The sequence below is a fragment of the Marinobacterium ramblicola genome (genome assembly GCF_019084545.1).
GTDB classification, from domain to species: domain Bacteria; phylum Pseudomonadota; class Gammaproteobacteria; order Pseudomonadales; family Balneatricaceae; genus Marinobacterium_D; species Marinobacterium_D ramblicola.
Genome location: NZ_JAHREP010000021.1, coordinates 37,628 through 61,590, shown reverse-complemented (window position 1 = coordinate 61,590; position 23,963 = coordinate 37,628). Strand labels below are relative to the sequence as shown.

General features: G+C 58.4%; 21 protein-coding genes. 13 read left to right on the top strand and 8 right to left on the bottom strand.

Features of this window, described 5'->3' with window-relative positions; all coding sequences use genetic code 11:
• The first annotated feature begins 83 nt into the window (after nt 1-83).
• Entirely contained in the window at nt 84-638 is a 555-nt protein-coding gene (locus tag KQ940_RS16045) for a hemerythrin domain-containing protein (protein ID WP_217414776.1), read from the top strand.
• 23 nt (nt 639-661) lie between these two features.
• On the opposite strand, the gene KQ940_RS16040 is transcribed toward KQ940_RS16045, so the two are convergent.
• Entirely contained in the window at nt 662-1,276 is a 615-nt protein-coding gene (locus tag KQ940_RS16040) for a riboflavin synthase subunit alpha (RefSeq protein ID WP_217414775.1), read from the bottom strand.
• A 61-nt stretch (nt 1,277-1,337) separates the two neighbouring features.
• On the opposite strand from KQ940_RS16040, the gene KQ940_RS16035 reads away from it, so the two are divergent.
• Entirely contained in the window at nt 1,338-2,231 is an 894-nt protein-coding gene (locus KQ940_RS16035; RefSeq protein WP_217414773.1) for a TIGR01777 family oxidoreductase, read from the top strand.
• On the opposite strand, the gene KQ940_RS16030 is transcribed toward KQ940_RS16035, so the two are convergent.
• Nucleotides 2,203-3,096: a potassium channel family protein gene (locus tag KQ940_RS16030; RefSeq protein WP_343222669.1), complete on the bottom strand. Its 894-nt coding sequence runs from the start codon at nt 3,094-3,096 to the stop codon at nt 2,203-2,205. The two genes, KQ940_RS16035 and KQ940_RS16030, sit on opposite strands and share 29 nt — an antisense overlap.
• A gap of 22 nt (nt 3,097-3,118) precedes the next feature.
• Nucleotides 3,119-4,786, bottom strand: coding sequence for a BatD family protein (locus KQ940_RS16025; protein ID WP_217414771.1), 1,668 nt, complete (start codon nt 4,784-4,786; stop codon nt 3,119-3,121).
• A 142-nt stretch (nt 4,787-4,928) separates the two neighbouring features.
• Between KQ940_RS16025 and KQ940_RS16020 the strand changes: the two genes are divergently transcribed.
• Both KQ940_RS16020 and KQ940_RS16015 read left to right on the top strand, forming a co-directional pair.
• Nucleotides 4,929-5,147, top strand: a complete 219-nt coding sequence (locus KQ940_RS16020) for a DUF2835 domain-containing protein (RefSeq protein WP_217414770.1) — start codon at nt 4,929-4,931, stop codon at nt 5,145-5,147.
• An 80-nt stretch (nt 5,148-5,227) separates the two neighbouring features.
• The gene (locus tag KQ940_RS16015) at nt 5,228-6,262 is read left to right on the top strand and encodes a quinone-dependent dihydroorotate dehydrogenase (protein WP_217414769.1); all 1,035 of its coding nucleotides are present in this window, start codon (nt 5,228-5,230) and stop codon (nt 6,260-6,262) included.
• A gap of 73 nt (nt 6,263-6,335) precedes the next feature.
• Here the strand turns inward: KQ940_RS16015 and rmf are convergent, their stop codons facing one another.
• Nucleotides 6,336-6,542 carry a ribosome modulation factor gene (gene rmf / locus KQ940_RS16010; protein WP_081849848.1) on the bottom strand — a complete coding sequence of 69 codons (207 nt, stop codon included), beginning with the start codon at nt 6,540-6,542 and terminating at the stop codon, nt 6,336-6,338.
• Nucleotides 6,543-6,852: 310 nt separating this feature from the next.
• Here rmf and rlmKL point away from each other — a divergent pair, with 310 nt between their 5' ends.
• On the top strand, nt 6,853-8,991 hold the full coding sequence (rlmKL, locus tag KQ940_RS16005; RefSeq protein WP_217414768.1) for a bifunctional 23S rRNA (guanine(2069)-N(7))-methyltransferase RlmK/23S rRNA (guanine(2445)-N(2))-methyltransferase RlmL: 2,139 nt from the start codon (nt 6,853-6,855) through the stop codon (nt 8,989-8,991).
• 243 nt (nt 8,992-9,234) lie between these two features.
• Nucleotides 9,235-10,452, top strand: coding sequence for an ammonium transporter (locus KQ940_RS16000; RefSeq protein ID WP_217414767.1), 1,218 nt, complete (start codon nt 9,235-9,237; stop codon nt 10,450-10,452).
• Between the two features lie 154 nt (nt 10,453-10,606).
• Here the strand turns inward: KQ940_RS16000 and KQ940_RS15995 are convergent, their stop codons facing one another.
• A complete protein-coding gene (locus KQ940_RS15995) occupies nt 10,607-11,089 on the bottom strand; it encodes an FKBP-type peptidyl-prolyl cis-trans isomerase (protein ID WP_217414766.1) in 483 nt (160 codons plus the stop codon).
• 351 nt (nt 11,090-11,440) lie between these two features.
• On the opposite strand from KQ940_RS15995, the gene KQ940_RS15990 reads away from it, so the two are divergent.
• From KQ940_RS15990 to KQ940_RS15960, 7 genes are all read left to right on the top strand, one after another.
• Complete coding sequence (locus KQ940_RS15990) at nt 11,441-11,983, top strand: glutathione peroxidase (RefSeq protein WP_217414764.1); 543 nt, start codon at nt 11,441-11,443, stop codon at nt 11,981-11,983.
• The gene (locus KQ940_RS15985) at nt 11,980-12,954 is read left to right on the top strand and encodes an NAD(P)/FAD-dependent oxidoreductase (RefSeq protein WP_217414762.1); all 975 of its coding nucleotides are present in this window, start codon (nt 11,980-11,982) and stop codon (nt 12,952-12,954) included. Before KQ940_RS15990 ends, KQ940_RS15985 begins: the two co-directional genes overlap by 4 nt.
• Nucleotides 12,955-13,008: 54 nt before the next feature.
• Nucleotides 13,009-13,941 carry an AAA family ATPase gene (locus KQ940_RS15980; protein WP_246590128.1) on the top strand — a complete coding sequence of 311 codons (933 nt, stop codon included), beginning with the start codon at nt 13,009-13,011 and terminating at the stop codon, nt 13,939-13,941.
• Nucleotides 13,928-14,935, top strand: a complete 1,008-nt coding sequence (locus KQ940_RS15975) for a DUF58 domain-containing protein (RefSeq protein WP_217414761.1) — start codon at nt 13,928-13,930, stop codon at nt 14,933-14,935. Before KQ940_RS15980 ends, KQ940_RS15975 begins: the two co-directional genes overlap by 14 nt.
• Nucleotides 14,908-16,911, top strand: a complete 2,004-nt coding sequence (locus KQ940_RS15970) for a transglutaminase TgpA family protein (RefSeq protein WP_217414760.1) — start codon at nt 14,908-14,910, stop codon at nt 16,909-16,911. Before KQ940_RS15975 ends, KQ940_RS15970 begins: the two co-directional genes overlap by 28 nt.
• Nucleotides 16,912-17,610: a M48 family metallopeptidase gene (locus tag KQ940_RS15965; RefSeq protein ID WP_217414759.1), complete on the top strand. Its 699-nt coding sequence runs from the start codon at nt 16,912-16,914 to the stop codon at nt 17,608-17,610. It begins immediately after the preceding gene.
• 118 nt (nt 17,611-17,728) lie between these two features.
• Nucleotides 17,729-19,564 (top strand): methyl-accepting chemotaxis protein, encoded by a 1,836-nt coding sequence (locus KQ940_RS15960; protein WP_246590127.1) that lies wholly within the window; start codon nt 17,729-17,731, stop codon nt 19,562-19,564.
• 55 nt (nt 19,565-19,619) lie between these two features.
• Here KQ940_RS15960 and KQ940_RS15955 read toward each other — a convergent pair whose 3' ends face one another.
• The 3 genes from KQ940_RS15955 to gshB form a co-directional block, all read right to left on the bottom strand.
• Nucleotides 19,620-20,420 carry a response regulator gene (locus tag KQ940_RS15955; protein WP_217414758.1) on the bottom strand — a complete coding sequence of 267 codons (801 nt, stop codon included), beginning with the start codon at nt 20,418-20,420 and terminating at the stop codon, nt 19,620-19,622.
• A gap of 403 nt (nt 20,421-20,823) precedes the next feature.
• Entirely contained in the window at nt 20,824-22,806 is a 1,983-nt protein-coding gene (locus KQ940_RS15950; RefSeq protein ID WP_217414757.1) for a flavohemoglobin expression-modulating QEGLA motif protein, read from the bottom strand.
• Nucleotides 22,790-23,827: a glutathione synthase gene (gene gshB / locus KQ940_RS15945; protein ID WP_217414756.1), complete on the bottom strand. Its 1,038-nt coding sequence runs from the start codon at nt 23,825-23,827 to the stop codon at nt 22,790-22,792. The genes KQ940_RS15950 and gshB overlap by 17 nt, the downstream gene beginning before the upstream one ends.
• Nucleotides 23,828-23,963: the final 136 nt, after the last annotated feature.

Here is a 23,963-nt window from a genome sequence, read left to right as displayed (position 1 = left end):
AGCTTTATTGATCTGGGCCAGTGGTTTGGTGTCAGAGTTGGCTATAGTGAAGTTGAGTATTCGTTCATCTGGAGGGTTCCAATATGGCGATCATGAAAGAGCTTCATCAAGAGCATCGGAATTTAAAGCGGTTGCTCGAGATGCTCGAACGCAAGGTCGAGCGGTTCAGGGCAGGTACCCATCCCAATTTCCAGCTGATGTCTGATGTGGTCAGCTACGTCGGCGGCTATGCCGATACCCAGCATCATCCGCGGGAAGATCGCATGCTTGCGTATTTTCAGGGTCGTGATACCGAGCTCGATAACATGATGAAGGCGTGTGAGGATGAGCATGCGGAGCTGAAGCAGCTTTCAACCCATCTCAACGACTCGATTGACGGTGTGCTGCACGATGCCGCAGTGGTGCCGCTGGACTCTCTGATCGATGCTCTCGCGGAGTTCGTCCAGCGTGAAAGTGAACACCTGGACTTCGAGGAGAGCAAGCTGTTCCCGAAAATAGAGGCGATAGCGGGTGACAAGGACTGGACAACCCTGGAACAGGAGCTCCCTTCACCAACCGATCCTCTGTTTGGACTCAAGCAGTCCGACGAGTATCGCGACCTTTACCAGGCCTTGGTCGATGATGAACGGGTCGGCTGACCCGTCATCAGACCACCCCAGATTCAGAGTTGTTGACGCTCCGTCAGGTAGCGCTCGACAGTATCGACTATTGCCTGGGTCTGAGGGTCGACCTCCACGTTGATGTCGCTACCCTCACTCAGCTCGCCAAAGGTGGTTATCCGCAGCGTTTCCGGAATCAGATAGACGCAGAAACGCTCGGGTTCGACCTGTGCCAGCGTCAAGCTGCAGCCGTTAAGGCCGACAAACCCCTTGGGTAGCAGGTAGCGGGCGATCGATTTCGGGCGTTCGAACCAGATGACGCAATTGTCTTCACTCTTCTCGATGGCGAGAATCTTCACGGTTTGATAGATATGCCCGGACATAGTGTGACCGCCTATCTCGTCGCCGATACGGGCCGCGCGCTCGAAATTGACATGATCGCCGAGGTTGAGAGCGCCGAGGTTGGTTGTGTTCAGCGTGGCGGCGATCAGATCGAAACTGATCCGGTTGCCGTCAAATTGCGTAACAGTCAGACAGGTGCCGTTGATCGCGATACTGGCGCCTGACTGCAGATTGTCGCAGCGTGCTTCGGGCAGTTCGAGTGTTAGCCGCATAAACTCGTCATGGCGTTGTATCGCTATGACTTGGGCGCGGCCCTGAACGATTCCGGTAAACATAGTGTGCTAATCTCCTGTTAGATAGGTGAATGATACCGGAACCAGGAGAGGGAGAATAATTGTGCGAGTCCTGATCACCGGGGGGACCGGTTTTATCGGGCGTCAGCTCGTCAAGGCGTTGCTGGCGCGCGGCGACAAGGTTGGCGTGCTTAGTCGGCGGCCCGAATCCGCCCGGCTTGATGCCCGTGTAGAGCTCTATTCGGAGCTGGCGCAGATCCAGGGGCAGGTTGACGCGGTTGTGAACCTGGCAGGAGCCCCGATAGCAGATAAACGCTGGAGCGATAAACGTAAGGCGCTGCTGCTGGAGAGTCGTGTCCAGCTGACATCGCAGTTGGTGGATTGGATAGCCGGAGCGGTTCAACCGCCAGCGGTGCTGGTTAGTGGCTCCGCTATCGGTTACTACGGCAGTCAGGGCGACCGCGAGCTGGACGAGGAGGGCATAACCAAAGGCGGCTTTGCGCATGACTTGTGTGTGTCCTGGGAGGAGCAGGCGTACAAGGCCTCGAAGCATGGCGTCCGTGTATGCTGTATCCGCACCGGGATGGTACTGGGGCCGAACGGCGGTGCGCTGTCAAAGATGCTTCCGGCATTCAAGCTGGGGTTGGGCGGCCCGATCGGGACGGGGCGGCAATGGGTCTCCTGGATCCACCGGGACGACGAGGTGGCAGCAATTCTTCATCTGCTCGACCACCAGACGTTGATCGGGGCATTCAACCTGACGGCGCCGCATCCGGTAATCAATGAGGAGTTCGTTCGAACACTGGCCAAAGTGCTGCATCGGCCGGCCTTTTTACGTGTTCCTGCCGTTGTATTGGAGTTGATGATGGGGGAGGCGAGCGAGCTGGTGTTGAAAGGGCAGCGTGTGGTCCCCAAACGGTTGTTGGAGAGTGGTTTTCAGTTCAGATATACCGATCTGGAGGCCGCGCTTACTCAGGTTCTGAAGGCTTCCGGTTAGTATCCGGCTGCTCAGGGCGTCTTGGCGCCCGATCCTGAGCCTCCAACGCCTCCAGCCTCTCCAGCGTGGTCACCGCACGAGACAGGTGGTGTTCTATTCTATCCAGTCGGGCCTCTAGCTGGCTGATACGTTGAATGTTACGATCCTCTTTCTCCACCATCTCCTTCTCGTCCCGTTCGATAAAGAATACGGAGAAGCTTGCGGTGAGCATCGAGAACAACGCTATACCGGCAAGAATCAGGACCATGCCGAACAGACGCCCTTCCGTTGTGGAGGGCACCAGGTCGCCGTAGCCAACGGTGGTCATCGTGACCCAAGCCCACCAGATGCCGTCGAGTGGACCCTTGAACGCGGGGTCGATGCCGGAGATCAGAAAGCCGGAGATCACCAGGAACAGAAAGGCGATCGCCATCGTCTTGCCCAGATGGTGGCGTGACAGTATCTGGCGCAGATCCTGCGAGACTTTCAGCAGGATGCCGAGCATGATCAACAGGCGCAGGCTTCTCAGTACGCCGGTATAGAACAGGTCAACGCCGAACAGCACCGGTATGCCGGTGAGAATGATCACCGGGTTGAGCCAGTTATGTCGCAGATAACGCCAGCGGTCATCGACCAGCGCCAGCATGATGCTGAGTTCGGCGGTGAAACAGATCCAGATGAACCAGTCGGTAAACTGACTGAAGAAGGGGTCGGCAATCCCCTTGGCTTTCAGGTACCAGTCAAGAATAATCCAGATCGCCAGCAGCAGCATCGGCCACTCAAGCCGCTTGCCCCAGATGATTGCACGTGGATTTTCCTCGTCGTCGACGCCTCCAAGACCGATACGGATCATCAGCTCATTGTGACGGCGGTAGCGGTTAGTCACGCGTTATCTCCGTGGCTTGGGTTCAGGAGGCTTGCAGATAGCTTTCCTGCTGGGTCTCGGCTGTCATGCTGCTCTGCCGACGTCGGCGAAGCGTATCGATGGTCTTCAGTAGCAGGTCGCCCTGCCAGAGTTCGGCGTTATCGTGCAGCTGCTGTTCCAGATCCAGTACCAGGTAGTCCAGTGTCTGATTGCGCCCGGCATCGCATATCGCCTCGAGGCTGTCGATGCTGCGCTCTGGCCAGAAATTCTGTGCCCATTCGGTCAGGCGTGCTTTTGCCAGCATCGCATTATTCTGCTGGCAGGCGATGGCCAGAGCTTGGAAGGTGTTTCGCTCGGCACGTTCGTTGGCCAGCAGCAGTTTACGCTGTCGTCTGATCTCCTCCTCCAGTTGTTCGGCGCTGTTGTCGGCTCTGAACTTGCGCAGCTTTGACCAAGTGTAGAGCCAACCCATCGAGCTGGTCAGGCTGAGCAGTGTCAGCAATCCGACGAGCGTCAGGTACTGGTTGGTGCTGAACGGAAGGCGCGCATCCAACGGGGCATTGGCCGAAGCCTGGGCCGAGCCGATCAACCCCTCCATCAGCGGTGGCTGGCTGACATGGAACTGGCGAGCGGGGAGGGCCGCATGCCGGCCCCGGTCAAGACCCACGTCCCACCAGTGCAGGTCGATCGCGGGGAGGACGAAGTCACCGGCACCCAGCGGCTCGATAACGACGATTTCACGCCGGGTGCTGACCAGGCCGAATTGCGAGGCGGATTCGGTCAGGCTGACATCCTGCAGTTCGACGTAGACATCGTCGTTCTGCATCGGCATCAGTTGCGGCAGCTTCTCGGCGGGGATTCCGGTGACGGTCAGCGTCAGCTCCCGGGTAAACCTGTCACCGGGCTTTAGATCCTGCGGCGGGTTCCAGCTCTCCTCCAGTGATAACCGTTCGGCAGGCAGCCAGATACCCAGTGTGCTCTTGTATGACGGCTCCAGCACCTCGACCTCCAGCGTCTCGCCCTGCAGCTCAACCAGGTCTTGTTCCGGCGTGCCGGCGAGCTCCAGCCGGGGGCCATCGATGATCAGCGGTCCGGCCTGATCGGGAAAGATCGCATACTGTTGCTCGGTGACCAGGTAGGGTTCGCCCCTGTATTCGCCTTCATAACGACGTCGCTCGCCCAGTTCCCGAACATCGCTGCCGCCGGCGTGGGGGGGGTAAAAGCGGATATTGTCGGGTAGCGGGTTGCGGTGATAAAGCCGGGAGGTGTAGAGCAGTTGGCCATCGACATAAACCTCTCGGCTGTCGACCCGGCTGTCGAAGAACGCCACTGCGCCGGGCTGCCCGCCCAGAACCGGACTCACATCACTGACCTCCACCCGAAGGGCATTGGTGGGCTGGCCGGCCAGCGTCAGGCTGGGTATGTCGATGCTGCCGGCGGTGCGAGGACGCAGTGTGATCTGCCAGCGCGTACGGACCGCACGGCCGCTGCTGCTATGGGTTGAGATCAGTGTGCGTTTGCTGCCCAGGATGCGGAAACTCTGATGTAGCGGAGCGAAATCGGGCCGATCTTCAGTGCGTGAGTCAACCTCGAGTGTCAGTGTGAGGTTGTCGAGGGCGGTGATGCTTGTCCGGTCCAGAGTCGCCTGCGCCTCCGCTTGAGCGGTTGTTGCAGTTACCAGCAGTAACAACGCAGCTAGAGTTTGTCGCATTCAGTAATCCGGACCGTATAGACTTCATCATAGACGATGATCCAACTCATTATCAGCTAAGGTAAAATTCATCGCAACCGCGTAGCGAAAAGGAATTGTCGCAGCAGGCTTGGGGGAAGGGGGAACGGGATGGCAGTAGAAAATGAATGAGCTGATTGTCGATCTGAATATCAGTGCGGAGCAATATCTGCGGCTTTACCGGGGGGAGGTGGAAAGTGTTGTCGCACGTACGCTCGATGGCAGGACCGTGCGTTTTCCCGCCAATGCTCTGCGCGGCTACATCACCCGAAACGGCATAACGGGGCGTTTCCGCATCCGGTACGGCAGCGACGGCAAGCTGGTCGATATCCAGCGGCTGTGAGGTCTTTCTGCATCAAGGTGCTATTGCCGCTAGGGATCGTTATAATGCGCCATCACATTTTCAGCGCCTGAAGAGGAAACATGCTGTACGACCTTGCTCGCACGCTAATGTTCAGACTCGACCCGGAGGTCGCGCACAATGTCGCACTGTCCGGCCTGTCGATGGGGGCTTCGCTGGGACTGGATCGCATGATCAAGTCTCACGACCTGTCGATGCCCGTTGAAGTGATGGGGATCCGCTTCCCCAATCCGGTTGGGTTGGCGGCTGGCCTGGACAAGAACGGTTCTGCGGTCGATGGTCTAGCCGCGCTGGGTTTCGGCTTTATCGAGGTGGGCACCGTGACGCCACGGCCTCAGCCCGGTAATCCGAAACCGCGTCTGTTCCGCATTCCAGAGCACCGTGCCATCATCAACCGCATGGGGTTCAACAACGACGGCGTCGACCAGTTGCTGGTCAATCTCGAGCGCAGCCGTTTTAAGGGCGTGCTCGGCATTAATATCGGCAAGAATAAGGACACGCCGAACAACAAGGCCAACGACGATTACCTGCTCTGTCTGCGCAAAGTCTATGACCGCGCCAGCTACATCACGGTGAATGTCTCCTCGCCCAATACTCCGGGGCTGCGTACGCTGCAGTTTGGCGAGTCTTTGAACAGCCTGCTCGACGCGCTGAAAACGGAGCAGGCACGGCTGGCCCGCATCTATGGCCGTTATGTCCCGATCGCGGTCAAAATCGCCCCGGATATGGATGCGCAGGAGCTGGCGCTGGTAGCCGGATCGCTGAAAACCTACGAGATGGATGGGGTAATTGCCACCAATACGACACTGTCTCGGGAGGGGATCGAAGATTCTCCGCTATCCCAGGAGGCCGGCGGTCTTAGCGGTGAGCCGGTACGCAGTCGAGCCAATGAGGCGATTCGCACCCTTGCTGCTGAGCTTGGCGGCGCGCTGCCTATCATCGGTGTCGGCGGTATCTGCGAGGGGTTCGACGCGGCTGAAAAGCTGGAAGCAGGTGCCAGCCTGGTGCAGATCTACACCGGTTTTATCTACCGCGGACCGCGGTTGATCAGGGAAGCGCTTGAGGAGATTTCGATGCTGCACAGCGCTAAGCGCTGAGCAGCATCGGGGCTGAACTTGCCGGGTAATGCTGGCGGATGAATAGCCCCGTAGGAAGATATAGATCAATAGGTTAATGTAATGATGGATTAGCCTGAATTGCAGAAACGCCGGACATTCCACTCCAGTGTGCCTCACGTCCTTCACGCCAACCGCTCATCCAGTGACTTCTCAGTTCCGTTGCCTGGACAGGGCATTCACTCTGGGACTTGCCACAGAGACCGGCCTGGAATCCACGGTTGAACAGAGTTGAGGTACGATCTCGTTTCTGTTTTTTCATAGTGCGCCTCGCATTGTTCTATTCTTCGAAAAAACGCCGTGACTCTTTTCGCGGCGCCTGACGCCTTGAAAGGATCATCTCGATCGATTCAGATTCCATTCATATCGAATTTTGGTTTCGGGGCGTAATTTAAAAAAACTATATCGCTCATATGAGTAATAGGGATTTGTACGACGCATATGCAAAAAACTAATCTTTTCATGAGCTTGTAATTCTATTGCAACGAAAAAAAGGGCCGTGAAAATTTTTCACCTCTGCCCTGGGAACATCTTGAGCTGAATCAATGTCGAGCCGGAGCCAAACAACTGCCATGAAATTTTTCGTTACCTGTCCCAAGGGAATTGAACAGCTGCTGGAGCAGGAGCTGCAGGTGCTGGGAGCGGACAGTACCAAGCAGACCGTGGCTGGCGTCTACTTTGAAGGCGATCTGGCGCTTGCCTACAGGGTTTGCCTTTGGTCACGTCTGGCCAACCGGGTGCTGCTGCAACTGGCGGAGGGCGAAGCGGCATCGGCCGATCAGCTCTATCAGTTGGTGCAGAGCGTCGACTGGCTGGAGCATCTGCGCTCTAGCGGCACCTTTTGCGTTGATTTCAGCGGCAAGAGCGAAGCGATCAACAACACCCATTTTGGTGCTTTGAAGGTCAAGGATGCGGTTGTCGATCAGATTCGCAATGCCACAGGAAAGCGTCCGACTGTGGAACGGGTCCAGCCCGACCTGCGGATCAATGCGCATCTGGCCAAGGGGCGGGTGAGTCTGGCGGTGGATCTCTCCGGTGAAAGTCTGCACCGTCGCGGCTATCGACGTCAGGCCGGGGCGGCGCCGATGAAGGAGAATCTGGCGGCAGCGGTATTGGTGCGAGCCGGCTGGCCCGAGTTGCAGGGGGAGCTGACCCAGGTACTCGATCCGATGTGCGGCTCGGGTACGCTGCTGATCGAAGCGGCATTGATGGCGGCGGATATTGCGCCGGGGTTGTTTCGGCGTCAGTTTGGTTTCTCCTTCTGGTTGGGGCATCAGGCGTCATTGTGGCAGGCGCTGGTTGATGAGGCGGAGCAGCGCCGCGCACAGGGGCTGGAGCGATGCCGCGTACGTTTTATCGGTTTTGATGCGGATGCTCAGGTTCTGGCTCGGGCTACCCAAAACGCGCGCCAGGCCGGGGTCGAACATCTGCTGAGTCTGCAGCAGGGGGAGCTCGCAAGACTGAAACGGCCGGATGGGGCAGATGCGGGGCTGGTGGTGACCAACCCCCCCTATGGTGAACGTCTGGGCGAAGAGTCCGAACTGATGTTTCTCTACCAGCTGTTTGGACAGCTGCTGCGCAAGCACTTTGCCGGTTGGCGGGTTGCTGTGTTCACCGGTAATCCCGAGTTGTGCAAGGTGATGAAGCTGCGGGCGGATAAGCAGTACCGCATGTTCAACGGCAGCATCCCCAGCCAGTTACTGCTGTTCCAGGTGCACGAGAAAGAACCTCATGAGGGTGGCGCTGCGGAGCAACCGCTCTCCTCTCAGGCACAGATGTTCGAGAACCGCCTGCGCAAGAATCTCAAGCAGCTGATGCGCTGGCGTAAACGTGACGGGATCAGCTGCTTCCGCGTCTACGATGCCGATATTCCCGAGTACGCGGTGGCGGTCGATTACTACGATCCGATGGTGATGGTGCAGGAGTATGCACCGCCAGCCAGCGTCGATCGGGTCAAGGCGTTCGACCGGGTGCAGGAGGTGGTGAGGGTCGTGCAGCAGGTGTTCGAGCTGACGCCGGAGCAGGTGGTGCTGAAACAGCGCAAACGTCAGCAGGGGAGTGATCAGTACACCCGGCATAACGAAACCGGTCACTTCTATACGGTGGTCGAGCATGGCGTGCGGCTGAGGGTCAACCTGCACGACTACCTGGATTCTGGGCTGTTTCTCGATCATCGCCCGGTTCGACGCATGATCCAGCAGCTCGCTGCCGACAAGGATGTGCTCAACCTGTTTTGTTACACCGCGTCGGCTACTTGCCATGCCGTCGTCGGTGGTGCGCGAAGCTCCACCAGTGTGGATATGTCGGCTACCTATCTGGAGTGGGCGCGGCGTAATCTTGATCTCAACGGCGCCGATCCATCGAAACACCTGCTGGTGCAGGAGGACTGTTTCAAGTGGCTGGCCAAGCCGCACCGGCAGCGCTACGACCTGATCTTCATGGATCCACCGACCTTCTCCAACTCCAAGCGGATGCATGATGTACTGGATGTGCAGCGCGACCACGTGCGCTTGATCAGCGATGCAATGCAGCTGCTGCGTCCCGATGGCCTGCTGATCTTCTCCAACAACTACCGCCGATTCAGTCTCGATTATGAGGCGTTGTCGAGGTTTGATATTCGCGATATATCGGCTAAAACCCTGGATCCCGACTTCAAGCGTAACGCCCGCATCCACACGGTATTCGAGGTTCGTCACCGCACATTCGACTGATTGCATTCGCGAGGTGCACCAGATTGTGGCATAAATATTGCCTTATTTGGTGCGCCGATCTTTTGGAGTGTCCCTCAATGGTGCGATTTGCAGTTTATTGGACGATATTGGGCCAATAAATTGGGAATCTGGACTGTTTCACCCGCTTCGGCAATATAAAGCAGAAAAATAACGCACATTAATGGTGCATTTAACTTTCTATTGCGCACAAGTTTTGTGCAATTTGTTGAGGCAGGAGAGACTGTGGAAACAATAAACAGTGCAGTGGAAACCCTGATGCAGAGCGCCAATACCCTGTTCGTACTGATGGGGGCGATTATGGTGTTCGCCATGCATGCAGGCTTTGCGTTTCTTGAAGTGGGAACGGTCAGGCACAAGAACCAGGTGAACGCGCTGGTCAAGATCATGACCGATTTCGGCTTCTCGGCGCTGGCGTATTTCTTTGTCGGTTACTGGGTCGCCTACGGTGTCACCTTCTTTGATGATGCTGCCACGCTTGCACAGCAGAATGGCTATGACCTGGTCAAGTTCTTCTTCTTGATGACCTTTGCCGCAGCGATTCCGGCGATCGTCTCCGGTGGCATCGCGGAACGCGCCCGTTTCTGGCCGCTGCTGTGCTGTTCGGCGTTGTCGGTGGCACTGATCTACCCGTTCTTCGAGGGGATGATCTGGAATGGCAACTATGGTTTCCAGGCCTGGCTTGAGGCCGAGTTCGGTGCGCCGTTCCACGACTTCGCCGGTTCGGTCGTCGTGCATGCCGTCGGCGGCTGGATCGCGCTGGTGGCGGTCGTGCTGCTCGGCATACGTCGCGGACGTTACCGCGGTGGCAAGCTGGTTGCCTTTCCGCCATCCAATATCCCGTTTCTGGCGTTGGGGGCGTGGATCCTCTGTATCGGCTGGTTCGGTTTTAATGTGATGTCGGCGCAGACGCTGGACGGCATCTCCGGTCTGGTGGCGGTCAACAGCCTGATGGCGATGGTGGGCGGCATCGTGACTGCCACCGTTTTGGGCCGCAACGACCCGGGCTTTATCCATAACGGTCCGTTGGCAGGTCTGGTGGCGATCTGTGCCGGCTCCGACCTGGTGCACCCGATCGGTGCGTTGGTGATTGGCGGTATCGCGGGCGCGCTGTTCGTTTGGGTGTTCACCCAGGTGCAGAACCGCTGGAAGATTGATGACGTGCTGGGTGTCTGGCCGCTGCACGGTTTGTGTGGTGCATGGGGTGGCGTTGCGGCCGGGATCTTCGGCGGTGAGGGGTTTGGCGGCCTGGGTGGTGTCAGCCTGGTCTCCCAGTCGGTCGGCACCCTCGTCGGCATTCTGGTCGCCGTGGTCGGCGCACTGCTGGTCTATGGCGGCGTGAAACTGTTTGCCGGACTTCGCCTGAGTGAAGAGGAGGAGTTTAACGGTGCCGACCTCAGTATCCACCGTATCGAGGCGACCTCGGACGATCGTCAGAGCTGATCTCATCACCGGGTAAATGGCCGCTGCTGCACATCCATGTGCCTGCGGCCTAGCGTACTTCCTGTACATCAAAAAGCCCGCTCAGGTGAACCTGGGCGGGCTTTTTTAACTGCTGTCGCTGGACTTTCTGTCGTTGGACTTTTTGTTTCTGGACTTAGTGGTGATGACCGTCAGGGCCGTGAACGTGGCCGTGGGACAGCTCCTCTTCAGTCGCGGCGCGGACTTCGACGACTTCCACGTCGAAGCTCAGGGTCTGGCCCGCGAGCGGGTGGTTGCCATCCAGGGTGACGACATCCTCTTCCACGCTGACCACGGTGACCGGCTGCTGGCCCCAGGGGGTCTGCGCCATGAACTGCATCCCGGGCTCGATTACATCGATCCCTTCGAAGTTTGAGCGATCCACATCCTGAACCAGCTCCTCTTTTACCGGTCCGTATGCCTCTTCCGGCTCTACAGTCACGCTCAGCTTGTCGCCGACGACCTTGCCTGCGAGTGCATTTTCCAGGCCGGGAATGATGTTGCTGGCGCCATGCAGGTAAGCCAGCGGCTCCTGGCCCTCGGAGCTGTCCAGCTGTTCGCCGGCAGCGTTGGTCAAGCGGTAGTGGATAGATACAACGGCGTTCGCTGCAATCTGCATCGTGTTTCTCCTGCTGTTTAGGAGGTGCGTGACCGCACAGACAACCTGCTGGAGCGATGCCGTGGAACCGGCGTTAACCGGCAGGAGACATTTCACGCGGGGGATGACTGAGTGGTTGTGCAGTGCTCCCATAAAGGGTTCAGGCGCCATGCTAACCACCTCGGATGCGCTGTGCAACCTGCTCGACCTGAAACTCAGCCGGGGTGTCGCAAATGGCGCTGCGAGAGCATGAAAATGAAACCCCAGGGGGCGCACAATGTCATCTATAGATATAGATGGGACAGGGGCAGCGTCATGCGTTGGGGAAAGGGGGCGAAAAAGGCTGGTGGGTTGGTAACAGGAGTGGTGCTGATGTTGGGTTCTTTACCGGCAGGGGCCGCATGTCCCCCTGCATTGGATTTCACCGTACGCACCCTGGCCGATCAATCGGAGATCAAGCTCTGTGAGCAGTACGCGGGGCAGGTACTCCTGGTTGTGAATACGGCCAGCCGCTGCGCATTTACCAAACAGTACGACGGGCTGGAGGCGCTCTACGCTCGCTACCGCGAGCGCGGCTTTTCGGTATTGGGTTTTCCCTCTAACGATTTCGGTGGGCAGGAGCCGGGCAGCGAGGAGCAGATACAGGATTTCTGTAGAACCACCTATGGAGTCGAGTTCCCTATGTTCGGCAAGACGCATGTGCGCGGGGATCAGATAGACCCGCTCTGGCGCCACCTGGTCGAGGTCAGTGGTACGCGGCCGAAATGGAACTTCTACAAATATCTGATTGGGCGTGACGGGCGTATTATCAATACCTATTCGAGCATGACGTCACCGGATAGTAAGCGTTTGGTCAAGGATATCGAGAATGCCTTGGCTGAACCCATCGATGGGGATAAAGGGAGTTTGCAATGAGGATAAACAGCGTTGCGATTATCGGTAGCGGTATTGCAGGCATGCGTGCTGCTCAGTTGCTGAAAGCCGAGGGTTATGCAGTCAGTGTATTCGAGAAAAGCAGGGGTACCGGAGGGCGGATGGCCTCGGCAGTGCTGGGGGATGTCAGTGTGGACCTGGGCTGCGCCATGATCGATGCGGCTACGCCTGAGTTTGAGCATTGGCTGATTGAACAGGGGGCGCAGCTGTGGCATCCGCGCTGCGCCACACTGGCGTTTGGCGATCGGTCGGTTCGATCAGGCTGGGTGCCCGTGCCGAGGTCCAGCAGCCTGACGCGGCGGTTGGCGGATGGGGTTGAGTTGCGAACCGAGACCAGGGTCGCGGTGGTCTGGCCCGACCGAGAGGGGGTGCTGCTGCGCGATGATAAAGGTGAATCGCTCGGCCATTTCGATGCCGCGGTGGTTGCGACGCCCGCCCCCCAGGCGGCGATACTGCTGGATGCTATCCATCGATTTCGCCAGAAGGCGGAGCAGGTATCGACGGTTCCTGTTTGGACCCTGCTGATCTCGCTTGCCTCCCGCCCGGCGCGGCTCTCTGATATCGACTGGTTAGAGGGTGGCGATCCGCTCATTGGAAAGCTGGTGCGTGATAGCAGCAAGCCCGGGCGTGAGGGGGAGAATTGGGTGCTTCAGGCCACGGAGGAGTGGAGCCTGGCGAATCAGGATCAGGAGCCGTCTCGGGTAGCCCTCGAGTTGCAGGGGGCTTTTGACGCGGTTGTCGGCGAGGCGCAAGAGCCTATGCAGCAGAGGGTGCACCGTTGGCTTTATGCCCGGGCGGTGCCAGGCTCGGGCCGGGAGTTCGCGTTATGGGATGCGCAAAGCGGTATCGGCGCTTGTGGTGACTGGCTTTGCGGCGGCAGTGTCGAAGGGGCTTGGCGCAGTGCTAACGAGCTGGTGGCGAGGATTCTGGCATCGCGATCAAAGGTTGCCTGAAAACCAAATTTACGCCAATGTGGCGCAGGGATTTGGCCGGAACAAGGAGTTAGATTGTCTGACCCACTATTGAATGCGGTAGAGGATGCGCTGAACGCGCTGGAGCGCGTATTGCTGGGCAAGCGTCAGCAGCTGCGCCTGGCGCTGACCTGCCTGCTGTCGCAGGGCCATCTGTTGATCGAGGATCTGCCGGGGATGGGGAAAACCACCCTGGCCCACGGCCTTGCCCGTGTGCTCGGGCTCGAGGATCATCGAGTTCAGTTCACCTCGGACATGTTGCCGGCCGATATCATCGGGGTGTCGGTATTCGAACCGACGAGCGGAGAGTTCCGCTTCCACGCCGGTCCCGTCTTCTGCCAGCTACTGCTTGCCGATGAGATAAACCGCACCACGCCCAAGACCCAGAGTGCGTTGCTGGAGGCGATGGAGGAGGGGCAGGTGACGGTGGATGGGCACACCTACCGGCTGCCGAAACCGTTTTTTGTCATCGCCACGCAAAACCCGGCCACTCAGTATGGTACCTTTCCGTTACCCGAATCCCAGCTCGACCGCTTTCTGATGCGGATTTCGCTGGGATACCCGGCGCCGGAGGTGGAGCGTGAGCTCCTGCTTGGCGGGGACACCCGTTCCGGATTGAGTAAATTACCGCGTTGCCTGACGCCGAACGAGTTGGTCGAGGTGCAGCAGCGATGTGCCACTATTCATGCGTCGAGCAGTGTGATCGACTACCTGCAGCGGCTGGTGCAGTTTACCCGTGACTCGGAACTGTTCAGCTACGGCGTCTCACCGCGCGGAGCGTTGGCGCTGCTGCGCTGCGCGCGTACCTGGGCCTGGCTGGAGGGGCGCGCCCACCTGGTCCCCGAGGATATTCAGCAGGTACTCGAACCGGTGATCGGACACCGTATCCGAACAGCGGAAGATATCGGCAGTCATGCCGGTACCCGGCTGGTTAACGAGTTGCTGGCGCAGGTCGATGTCCTGGGTTGAGGTGGCAGGGATCGTTCGACTCTCGCGCGTCTTGCGTAACTGGAGCTTGAAGCGTTTCCCGCGCCGCAGAACGGTACGATTGACGCAGAATCGCATCTATATTCTGCCCAGCGCCGCCGGCGTCGGGTTTATTTTCCTGCTGCTGATGCTGCTGCTTCTGGCAATCAACTACGAGAGTAACCTGGCCTATGGGCTGACGTTTATGCTGGTCAGTCTGTTCATCCTGTCGATTATCCAGACCTACGCTAATCTGGCAGGGCTGGAGGTGACCGCCCTGCGTGGACACACCTGTTATGCCGGAGAGCCCGCCGGGTTTACCCTGGAACTCAGGGCCGCCAAGGGGCGCGATCACGAGCAGCTGGTGCTGAGCTGGGATCGGGGCACCCCGCTGACGCTGGATCTGACCGATCAGCGGGTGGCGCAGGTCGAACTCGCCTGTCCGGCGCTTCGGCGAGGTTGGCTCGATCCGGGGCCGCTCAAGCTGGAGACCCATTTCCCGCTGGGGCTTTTCCGCGCCTGGACCTGGCTTGATACCGGACTGAGGGCGCTGGTCTATCCCAAACCCATCGCCTGCCGCGTGCCGGATAGTGGCGGCGGGGAGGGCGCTATGGATGCACGTCGGACCAGGGCGCTGGGGTTTGAGGACTTTAATGGTTTTTCACGCTACGAAAACGGCGTCTCCCTACATCAGGTCGCTTGGAAGGTCTATGCCCGCGGCCAGGGGCTGCATGTCAAACAGTACGCGGGGACAGCAAGCGATGAGGTTTGGCTGGACTGGGATCACTGGCTGGCGCTGAATGAGGAGGAGCGCCTGTCCGGGATCTGTTATTGGGCGCTGGAGTTCACCCAGCGTGAGCAGCCTTTCGGCGTGCGCCTGCCGGGAGTGAGCCTGATGCCGGCGTCGGGGGAGGCGCACCGGCTGCGTGTACTGCGTGCGCTGGCGTTGTTCGGGCAGGAGGCGTCGGCATGCGACAGATCAGCCGTGCGGCGGTGATATGGCAGTTGATCGCCTTTGCGGGAGTCGTCATCCCCCACGTCAGCTGGTTACCATTTTGGCTGGGCGGGCTCTGTCTCGTCACCCCTGCGGTCCGGTTGATGATTCATACCGGGCGTTGGCCGTTGCCGCACTGGTCGGTGAAACTGCTGCTGATCCTGGCGGTTGCCGCTGGGTTGCTGCTCAGCTTCAGCCGCGAAACCGGCATGAACGCCACCGTGGCGCTGCTGGTGGCGGGGTTGGCGTTGAAGATGATCGAGATCTACCACCGTCGTGATGCCCTGGTTCTGCTCTACGTCGCGCTTTTTGTCTGCGCGACGTCGTTTCTGTATCACCAGAGTATCGCCATGGCGCTGTACGCGCTGTTCAGCGTTGTGTTGGTTATTGCGGCGCTGAACAGTATTTATCAGGACCCTCAACGAACCGATCTGATCCGGCCGCTCAGGCGTTCGTTGCGCCTGGTTTCGCTGTCGATCCCCCTTATGCTGGTGCTGTTCGTCCTGTTCCCAAGGATTGGGCCTTTGTGGTCGGTCTCCATGAACCAGCAGCGCGCACTGTCCGGGCTGTCCGATACGATGGCGCCGGGTGATATCTCGCAGCTGACTAAATCGGCCGCACTGGCGTTCAGGGTCAGCTTCGACCGCGAGATACCGGAACCCGCCCAGCGTTACTGGCGCTCGCTGATCTATACCGAATTCGACGGTCGCAGCTGGCGGGTACCGGCCGAGTATGACAGGCGCAGCCCGGGAGGAGAATCCTTGCTTGAGGTGGAGCGTCTGCTCAGCTACGAAGTGATCTATGAGCCGACCAATCGGCACTGGTTGGTTGCACTGGATCAGCCCTTGTCTGCACCCCAGGGTATGCGTTTCAGCCCCGGGCATACGCTTTACTCCCTGCGCGCCGTGGACCGGCGCCAGAGCTACCGTCTGAGATCGGCGCTTGAGTATCGGCTGCAACCGATACTGAGCGGGCGCGATCATACGGCCTACACGCAACTGCCTGATGGAAGCAACAGGCGCGCGCGTGAACTTGCGCTGCAGCGGTGGCAGGAGGTTGATCAGGATCCGGAGCGATTCGTCGCACGCGTGCTTGCACAGTTCAACCGCGCTTTTACCTATACGCTGACACCGCCCCCATTGGGGCAGGATCCAATCGATGGTTTCCTGTTCGATAGCCGCCAGGGTTTCTGTGGCCATTATGCCGGAGCGCTGGCGTTTCTACTGCGCAGTGTCGGCATTCCTGCGAGGGTGGTCGGGGGATATCAGGGCGGGGAGTGGAACCCCTATGAGCGCTACATCACGGTGCGCCAATACGATGCGCACGCCTGGGTTGAATATTGGCTCGACGGCAGGGGCTGGGTGCGTGTCGACCCAACCGCGGCAGTATCGCCCGAGCGGGTAGTCGAGGCCGCCGATCAGGTGTTCGCCAGAGATCCTGCGTTTCTTGCCGATACACCACTGGCGCGCTGGCGTTTTGGCGGTAGTGGCTGGGTAGTCGATCTGCGTCGACAGATCGATGCGCTGAACTTCAATTGGCACCGCTGGGTGTTGAACTACCAGGGCCAGCAGATGGAGTTGCTGACGCGGTTGATGGGTCAGGTCAGCGTGCTGAAAATGGTGTTCGCATTGCTGCTGCCCTTCTCTCTGGTCATGCTGTTCATGGCCTGGACTCAACTCAAGGGGCGTCGCGCCAAACCCCGAGATCCGGTCGACCGAGCGTTGCAGCGATTGCTGTCGAGGCTCGCGCGGCTTGGCGTTCCGCGGTGTTCCGATGAGACTTTGCAAACGTATACGGCGCGGGTGGTTGCGGAGTATCCGGAGATGAGGTCTAGCATGGAGGTGTTGGCCAGGCTGGATGAGGCGGTACGTTATGCCGGCCAGAGTGCTCAAGCGCGGGATCTGCTGGCCGCTATAAATGATTGTTATCGCGCGCTACGAGCTGTTCGACCGGTTAGCGCTGAGAATGAGGTTAAATAGATGGCACCCGAGTTGCCTTTCAGCTATCAAGTCGTGCGTAGTCGTCGGCGTCGCACCGCATCGTTGGTGATCGATATGGGGTGCGTTGAGGTGAGAGTGCCGGCACTGGTTGACGCTCTCTGGGTCGACAATTGGGTGCGCAGTAAGGCTGACTGGATTGTGCCCAGGCTGGAGAGTCAGACACGAGCGCTTGAGCGCCATGCCATCGTCATCGAGCAGGGTGGGCGTTTTATTCTGGAGGGGGTGGACTTTACCCTGGGCTGGTGTCGAGGTGCCAAATCGGATGTGGCAGTCTCCGGTAGTCAAGTACAGCTGACACTGTCCAGTCGAATCCGCAAGGATGAGACCGATGCCGTCCGTGAGCTGCTCAAGCGGTGGATGGTTGGCGTGGCCGGACAGCGTTTGGTGGCACGCTGTCGAGAGCTCGGTGAGCAGTGCGGTTTGCAGCCGAGTGCGGTACAGGTTCGCGATTACCGCCGAAAATGGGGGCAGTGCAACGTGCGGGGCGAGATCTCGCTGAACTGGCGCCTGCTCCATCTGTCGCCTGAGCAACGAGACTATGTACTGATTCACGAGCTCTGCCACCTGAGGGAGATGAATCATGGGCGCAGATTCTGGGCGCTGGTTGCCCGTCATTGTCCTGACTATCGTCAATACAGGAGCGCGCTTTCGGCCGCTTACCCCTATTTGATATGGTGAATTAGACTTTTGGAGGGTTGTCGTTGGGCTAACTTAAGCGCGACCATCTCATTGGCGTAAAAAGGATAGGGAGTGTCCTCGAAAAAAGACGCTACTATAACTAGAAAATACTAGGCCGATGGATAACCATCCGGCACAAGAGATTGAGAAGGCGATGGGCGTATATACGGCGATAGAAAGAGCACTGTTCAATTCCCTGACCAAGAAGATCGTCGGCAATGTGTTATTTTTGCTGGCGCCTCACTTGGTGTTGGTGATTCTGGGGGTTGTCTACGCGGGTAAAATCAAGAACGCGCTCGATAAGTCGGGGATCGACCCGAAGCAGCTGGCGAGCTTGAGTGGATCGATCGATCATTTCTGGTTTTACGCACTGGCGACGATAAGCTTTGCACTGCTCGCAGGTATCGGCACCATCTTCTTCATGCGACACCTGTTCCTGCGCCCGATACGCGAAATCACCTCGGTGCTGAAGGCGATTAGCGAAAAGGATGGAGATATATCGGCCACTCTTCCCGATTACACCTATGACGAGATCTCGGAGATGGCACGGGCCTATAACGAGTTCTCGGAGAACCTGAAGCGGATTATCGCGGAAACCCGCCGCCGTTCGGTCAACGTTTCAGTCAGTGCCAAGCGGCTGCAGAAGGTCGTCATCGAAGCTCAGGGCTCCGCACATACTCAGGAAGAGCAGGCGCAGCTGGTATTCCAGTCCAGTAGCGAAGCGACGCAGGCGATCGACGAAATCGCCGGTACGACACTGAGGATCAACGAGCAGAACAGCACCAATATGGAGGAGGTGAGGTCCTCGAACCAGGAACTGCATAATGTGCTCGAGCAGATCGGTTCGATCCGCCAGCTGGCCGGCAATTTCCAGGAAACCGTGACCTCGCTGGGGCAAAACTCGGAAAATATCACCCGTATCCTGTCGATGGTGCAGGATTTCTCCGAGCAGACCAATCTGCTGGCATTGAATGCCTCGATAGAGGCGGCGCGTGCTGGTGATGCGGGCCGGGGGTTCTCGGTGGTCGCCGATGAGGTGCGTAATCTGTCGCAGAAGGTGAGCGAGGCGACGACCGAAATCGACACCAATATCGGCCAGATGGCGAAGCTGGTGGGGAACACCCGAGAGGCCGCGCGCGAGATTCTCGAGGGGATTGAAAATACCGAGAAGTTCATCGGTGACACCAGTGGGCAGTTCCAGCGTCTGGTGCACGACTTTGAGGAGGTGAACTCCCAGCTGGCCGGTATCAGTGCGGCGATCGATGAGCTTTCCTATACCAATAAGGAGTCACACGGTCATGTGGCACAGATTACGCAGCTTTCCGCTGGCATCAAGACCGAGATGGAGCAATCGTTGTCCTACTCCGAGCGTCTTGAGCACTCCACGGAGGAGACGCAGGAGTTGCTGTCGCGCTTTATCATCGGTTTCGGTGGCTTCGAAGATATGATTCTGACCGGTCGCAAGTGGGCGCAACAGACGACGGCCGCGCTGGAGCAGTTGCAGTCCCGGGGCTTGAACCTGTTCGATCATAACTATCGCCGCATCAACGAGGGGAGTCGGCCGGAGCAGTTCGAAGTGGGTTATACCCAGGCCTATGAGCAGATGATGCGCCCGTTGTTCGACAGCTTTATCCAGCAGCGCCCGGAATTTATCTATGCCATAGCGGTTGATCGCAACGGTTATGCGGCGGCGCATCACACCAAGGTGTCGCGGCCTATTTCAGGAAACTTTGAGGTCGATAATCTGCAGTGTCGTAACAAGCGTATCTTTGCCGGTAATCGTGCCGAGAAGCGCCGGGCGAGCCATACCGCGCCCTTCCTGATGCAGACCTTTATCCGTGATACCGGAGAGGTGCTGAACGACCTGTCGATTCCGCTCTATCTGAACGGGCAGCATTGGGGAGCACTGATCATGGGCTTCGACCCTCAGCACCTGCTTGATGAGACGAAGTGAGTGCTCTTGAGCGAGCGCTGGATGCAACAGCCACCCTGAGGGTGGCTGTTGTGTTTTAGATATCCCGGTCAGCAACCAGCTGCTGAATCAGCTGCTTGACCATGTCGTAGGAGAGTGGCTTGCTGCACAGTGCCGACACGCCGGCGCTTTGGATTGCGGCCAGCCGACTGCTGTTCTGCTCGGAGGTGATCATCATCACCGGTACGGTGGGTTGCGCGCTGTGATTGCGGATATGATCCACCAGCTCCAAGCCGTCGATATTGGGCATGTTGTAGTCCGATATGACCAGGTCAAACGACTGCTCTGCCAGATACTGTAACGCCTCTGCACCATCCTGCGCCTCGACGATATTCTGGATGCCGGCCGCGGTCAGTACCTGATGCACGAACTTGCGTGACAGGGTGCTGTCATCCACCAGCAACACACGCATATCATCGAACAGATCATCATCCTCCTCCTCCTGCTGCCGGTCGTTGATGTAGTGCATGGTGCTTTGCAGGGCACGCATCAGATCGTTACGACTGAACGGCTTGGGCAGTATGGCGATGGCGCCCGCCTGGCGTATGGGTTCAAGATAGCGGTAGTGCGTTTCGGTCGAGACCAGCAGGAAGGTAATGTCTGCCAACTCCGGGTTTTCGCGCATCTTCGTGACCAGCTCGGTGCCGGTCATGTCGGGCAGGTGCATCGATGACATCACGATATCGGGCTTGACCGTTTGCATACGCTCCAGGGCCGGTTCGGCAGACTCAAAGTCTTCGATGTCATGGATCCCCAGCTGGCGCAGACTATCGATAATGATATGGCGTTGCACTCTGGATGGTTCGATAACCTGTACCAGTAGATCGTCGATGTTCATACTTGATCGTTCTTTTGCAGATTCGTAGCCATGCCGCACTGGAGCGCAGCTTTGTTGCCATTCTAGCACGCTTGTCGAGCCTGTCGTCCCCGTCGAGGCAAATGTAGGCTGATTAAACAGGGCTTTAACTGGATTGGATCGAAAAAAGAGTGGTCGAAAACAGCGTATGGCAGCGTGTTCAGTTAACTGTTCAGCTTCTGTTCATATTGGGTGCGCTCAACTGATAGTCCGCTCCAGATTGGGTGTGCCGGAGCATCTCTGTCCGTGAGCGTTAATGGAAAGGCAGCAGTCCAACGCGTGCCCATACCATGTACCTTGCATCCCTTCCCAAGTTCAACGCGAAATACGTTATAAAGGTCGCCCAGGCGACCTTTTTCTTTGGCTGGGTTTTGTGCCCGTTCACTTAGCGAATGCTACGCACCAGGTAGTCGATCTCCGGGTGACTCGCTACCGGGGTTTCCAAGGCGGGCGCGCGATGTTCTGGCGGGTGGAGCAGGCCGCGGGCCAGTAACTCCTGGAGGAGGGGCAGGTAGCCAAATCCGGTTTTGCCGATCAGCAGTGCCGAAATGTCGCCCTGTTGGTAGAGCCGTAACGCTTCGCGAAAACCGCTAAGGTAGAGATGGTCCTTGGTAAAACCGCCACCGCGATGTACGCGTGCGCTGATACTGAACGCCTCGTCCGAGCTGCAGCCATAATCCTCCGTCAGCGTGCGCCAGGTGCGGCGAAAGTCATTGTGGTGGAGCATCTGGTGTACAGCGATCACGCGTAATGCCAGCGTCTTCAGCCGGCCGAGAGTTAGATGGCCGCAGAGGTATTCGCTCAGTATTGCCAGCCCCTCCTGCGCATGGGTGTTGCCGGGAAGGCCGAGGCTGAATATCTGCAGCGGCTGACGGCGTGCATTCAATGTTGTCACCATGTGGATGCCCAGTTCATGGTGAGCCAGGGCCTGCATCTCCGACTCCGTTACCCGGGCATCGCGTCTCACCAGCAGCGCATTGCGTCCACTGGACACCATCGCGGCGGCCAGTATCCGGTCAGAGAGTTCCGTGCGGCAGTTCAAGCCCCACTGGTTTGCACGCTGACTGAAAAATTTCAGCATCTGTTCGGCGCTGCAGCTTTTCTGCTGCTGCTCCTGGTGACGTTCGGCGGCGTGCAGCAGGAACCGGGCATTGGCCAGATCGATGTCGTCCGGCTCGCCGTAGTAGCGTAAGGAGTTGTACAGAAAACGCTCGCTACCGATGCTGACCAGCAGATCGATGCGCTGAGCCAGGGCGTCGATCGCTTCACGATACAGCTGGCGCAGGGCGGGATCGCGTATTGTGTCGACCGGTAAGCGGTAGAGCTTCTCCCGATGGGCAAAGGGATCGATCCGCAGTGGGCGATAGCGAAACTCCGGGGCGTAACCTCCGTTGCTGCGTTGGAAACGTCGCTGTTCTGCGCCCAGATTGATCGGGTTGATGTAGAGCAGGGTCTCCAGGCCGCGGGCAAGCTTCTTCAAGGCGCGATCGATCTTCAGCACCTCGGTCGGCAGGCGGTCGGGGAGCAGGTCGTGAATATGGACCGGTCGTCCGGAGTGCTGGTGTGCATGGTGGGCAGCGGTGGTGAGCAGCGCTTCGTGCAGGGCGCTGGCCAGTGCGTCCGTCAGTATGGGGTAGACGGCACCACTTTTCGGCTCACGAAAGATCGGCGAAATCACCAGGCTGAGCACGCGGGTGTTGGCGTGGCGTCTTTCGATATCGTTGGCCAGCTGATGGCTCTCCACGTTGTCAGGCCCACTGCTGACACTGGTGGTGAGTTGGGGCAGCTTTATGCGCGCCAGTTGCTTCAGAAGCTCGTCGACGAGTGACTGTTTGCCATCATGCACCCCTGTTTCCGTCGGTATATGAAACAGCCCTGCAGACTGGTGGTTCAGGGTATGGCTGTGCAGGTCAACCAGCAGACAGGCATCGCCTTTACTCTCCAGCTGGTCGATCAGGGCGTCGAGGATTCGGTAGAAACGGCGGTAACTGCGTTCGGCACGTTCACGCATGCGCCTGGTGGGGAGACGCTGCCAGATGGCGCCGGCATCGCTTTGTTCCGGTAAGCAGTGGCTGAGCGGCTGATTCAGATCGCAGGCGAGGCGCGACTCTTCCTGTATGATGGAGATAGGCATCAGTTCGGCGAGATGCTCGCAGCCGCGCTCCTCCAGTGCCTGACGCTGTTCGTCGTTAACGGCAAGGCGCTCGCCATAGTCATCAGGTAGCACTGTTCCCGCGTGCAGTACACAGGCGACCACCGGCAGGTAGTGATCGATACGGATCCGCAGGCCGGCACCGCGCACCCGTGCATGCACGGGGCGGCGCTGGCCGATCAGTTCCAGCAGGCGGGCTTCAGTGAGCGTTTGCATCGTCTATCGCCTGGCGGAAGGCGTTCTTCTGCCGCTCGACGAGCGCTTTGGCTTCGACCACATTTTCGACGAAATCCAGTACTTGACGCTGCAGCCGCACGCGATTCAGCTTGTTGATGCGGACGATACCGCCCGGTGCCATGACGTTAACCTCGATCAACTTGCCGTTGATGACGTCGAGCCCGGTAAAGTACAGGCCGTCGCGCACCAGCTTGGGCCCGATTGCGCGGCACAGCTCTTTGTCCTCGCGGGTCAGTGTGTGTTTGACCACACGTCCGCCGGCGTGAACGTTGGAGCGCACATCGTTTTCATCCGGGATGCGGCGCATGGCGCCGATCGGCTCGCCATTGAGCATCAGGATGCGCACGTCACCGTTCTCGGCGCCTTCGACAAACTCCTGAAGGATCACATAGTTGCTGCTGCTACCCGAGCCGACATAGAAGTCGAGAAGCGAACGGAAACTCTGTCGAGCGCTCTTCTCAACCACGATTACACCCTTGCCACCGAAGCCGTTCAGCGGTTTCAGGATCATGCGATCTCCCGGTGACTCCTGCAGCACTTTCTCCAGGTAATCCCGGTTCTTCGAGACATGGGTTGTCGGCATGTATTTGGCCGCGGGACCGGTGAAGGCGGCGGTGTAAAGTTTGTTGTTGGCGATGCGCATGCCGTTGATGTCGTTCATGATGAAGACATCGTCCTGCACCGAATCGAGGAAGTTGAGGATGATCGTATCCAGCGGCGGATTGAGCCGCACGATGATGACATCGAATCCGGCCAGCGGCAGGCGACTGCGACGAAACTCCGCATTGCGGTAGAAACTGGAAAAATTATCCGTTACGCGGCTTTTTTTAACGAACACATTGCAGAACGCGCTGGCCACGCTTTCGCGGATGGTCAGGCTCGCCGGTGAGGTAATGGCCACGGTATGACCGCGCAGCACCGCTTCATGCACCATGCGCAGCGTACTGTCGGTATCGGGTTTTACCTGTTCCCAGGGATACATCAGAAAGCAGATTTTCATACCATAATCCTGTCAGCGCGCAATCATCCGAGGTCGATGCTATCGGATTGTCGAGCGCAGATTTATGTGATCGATTCTAGTGTATTACACGAAATTGAAGGTGCGCTGCACAGGGTGGTAACAGCAGCAGGGGAGC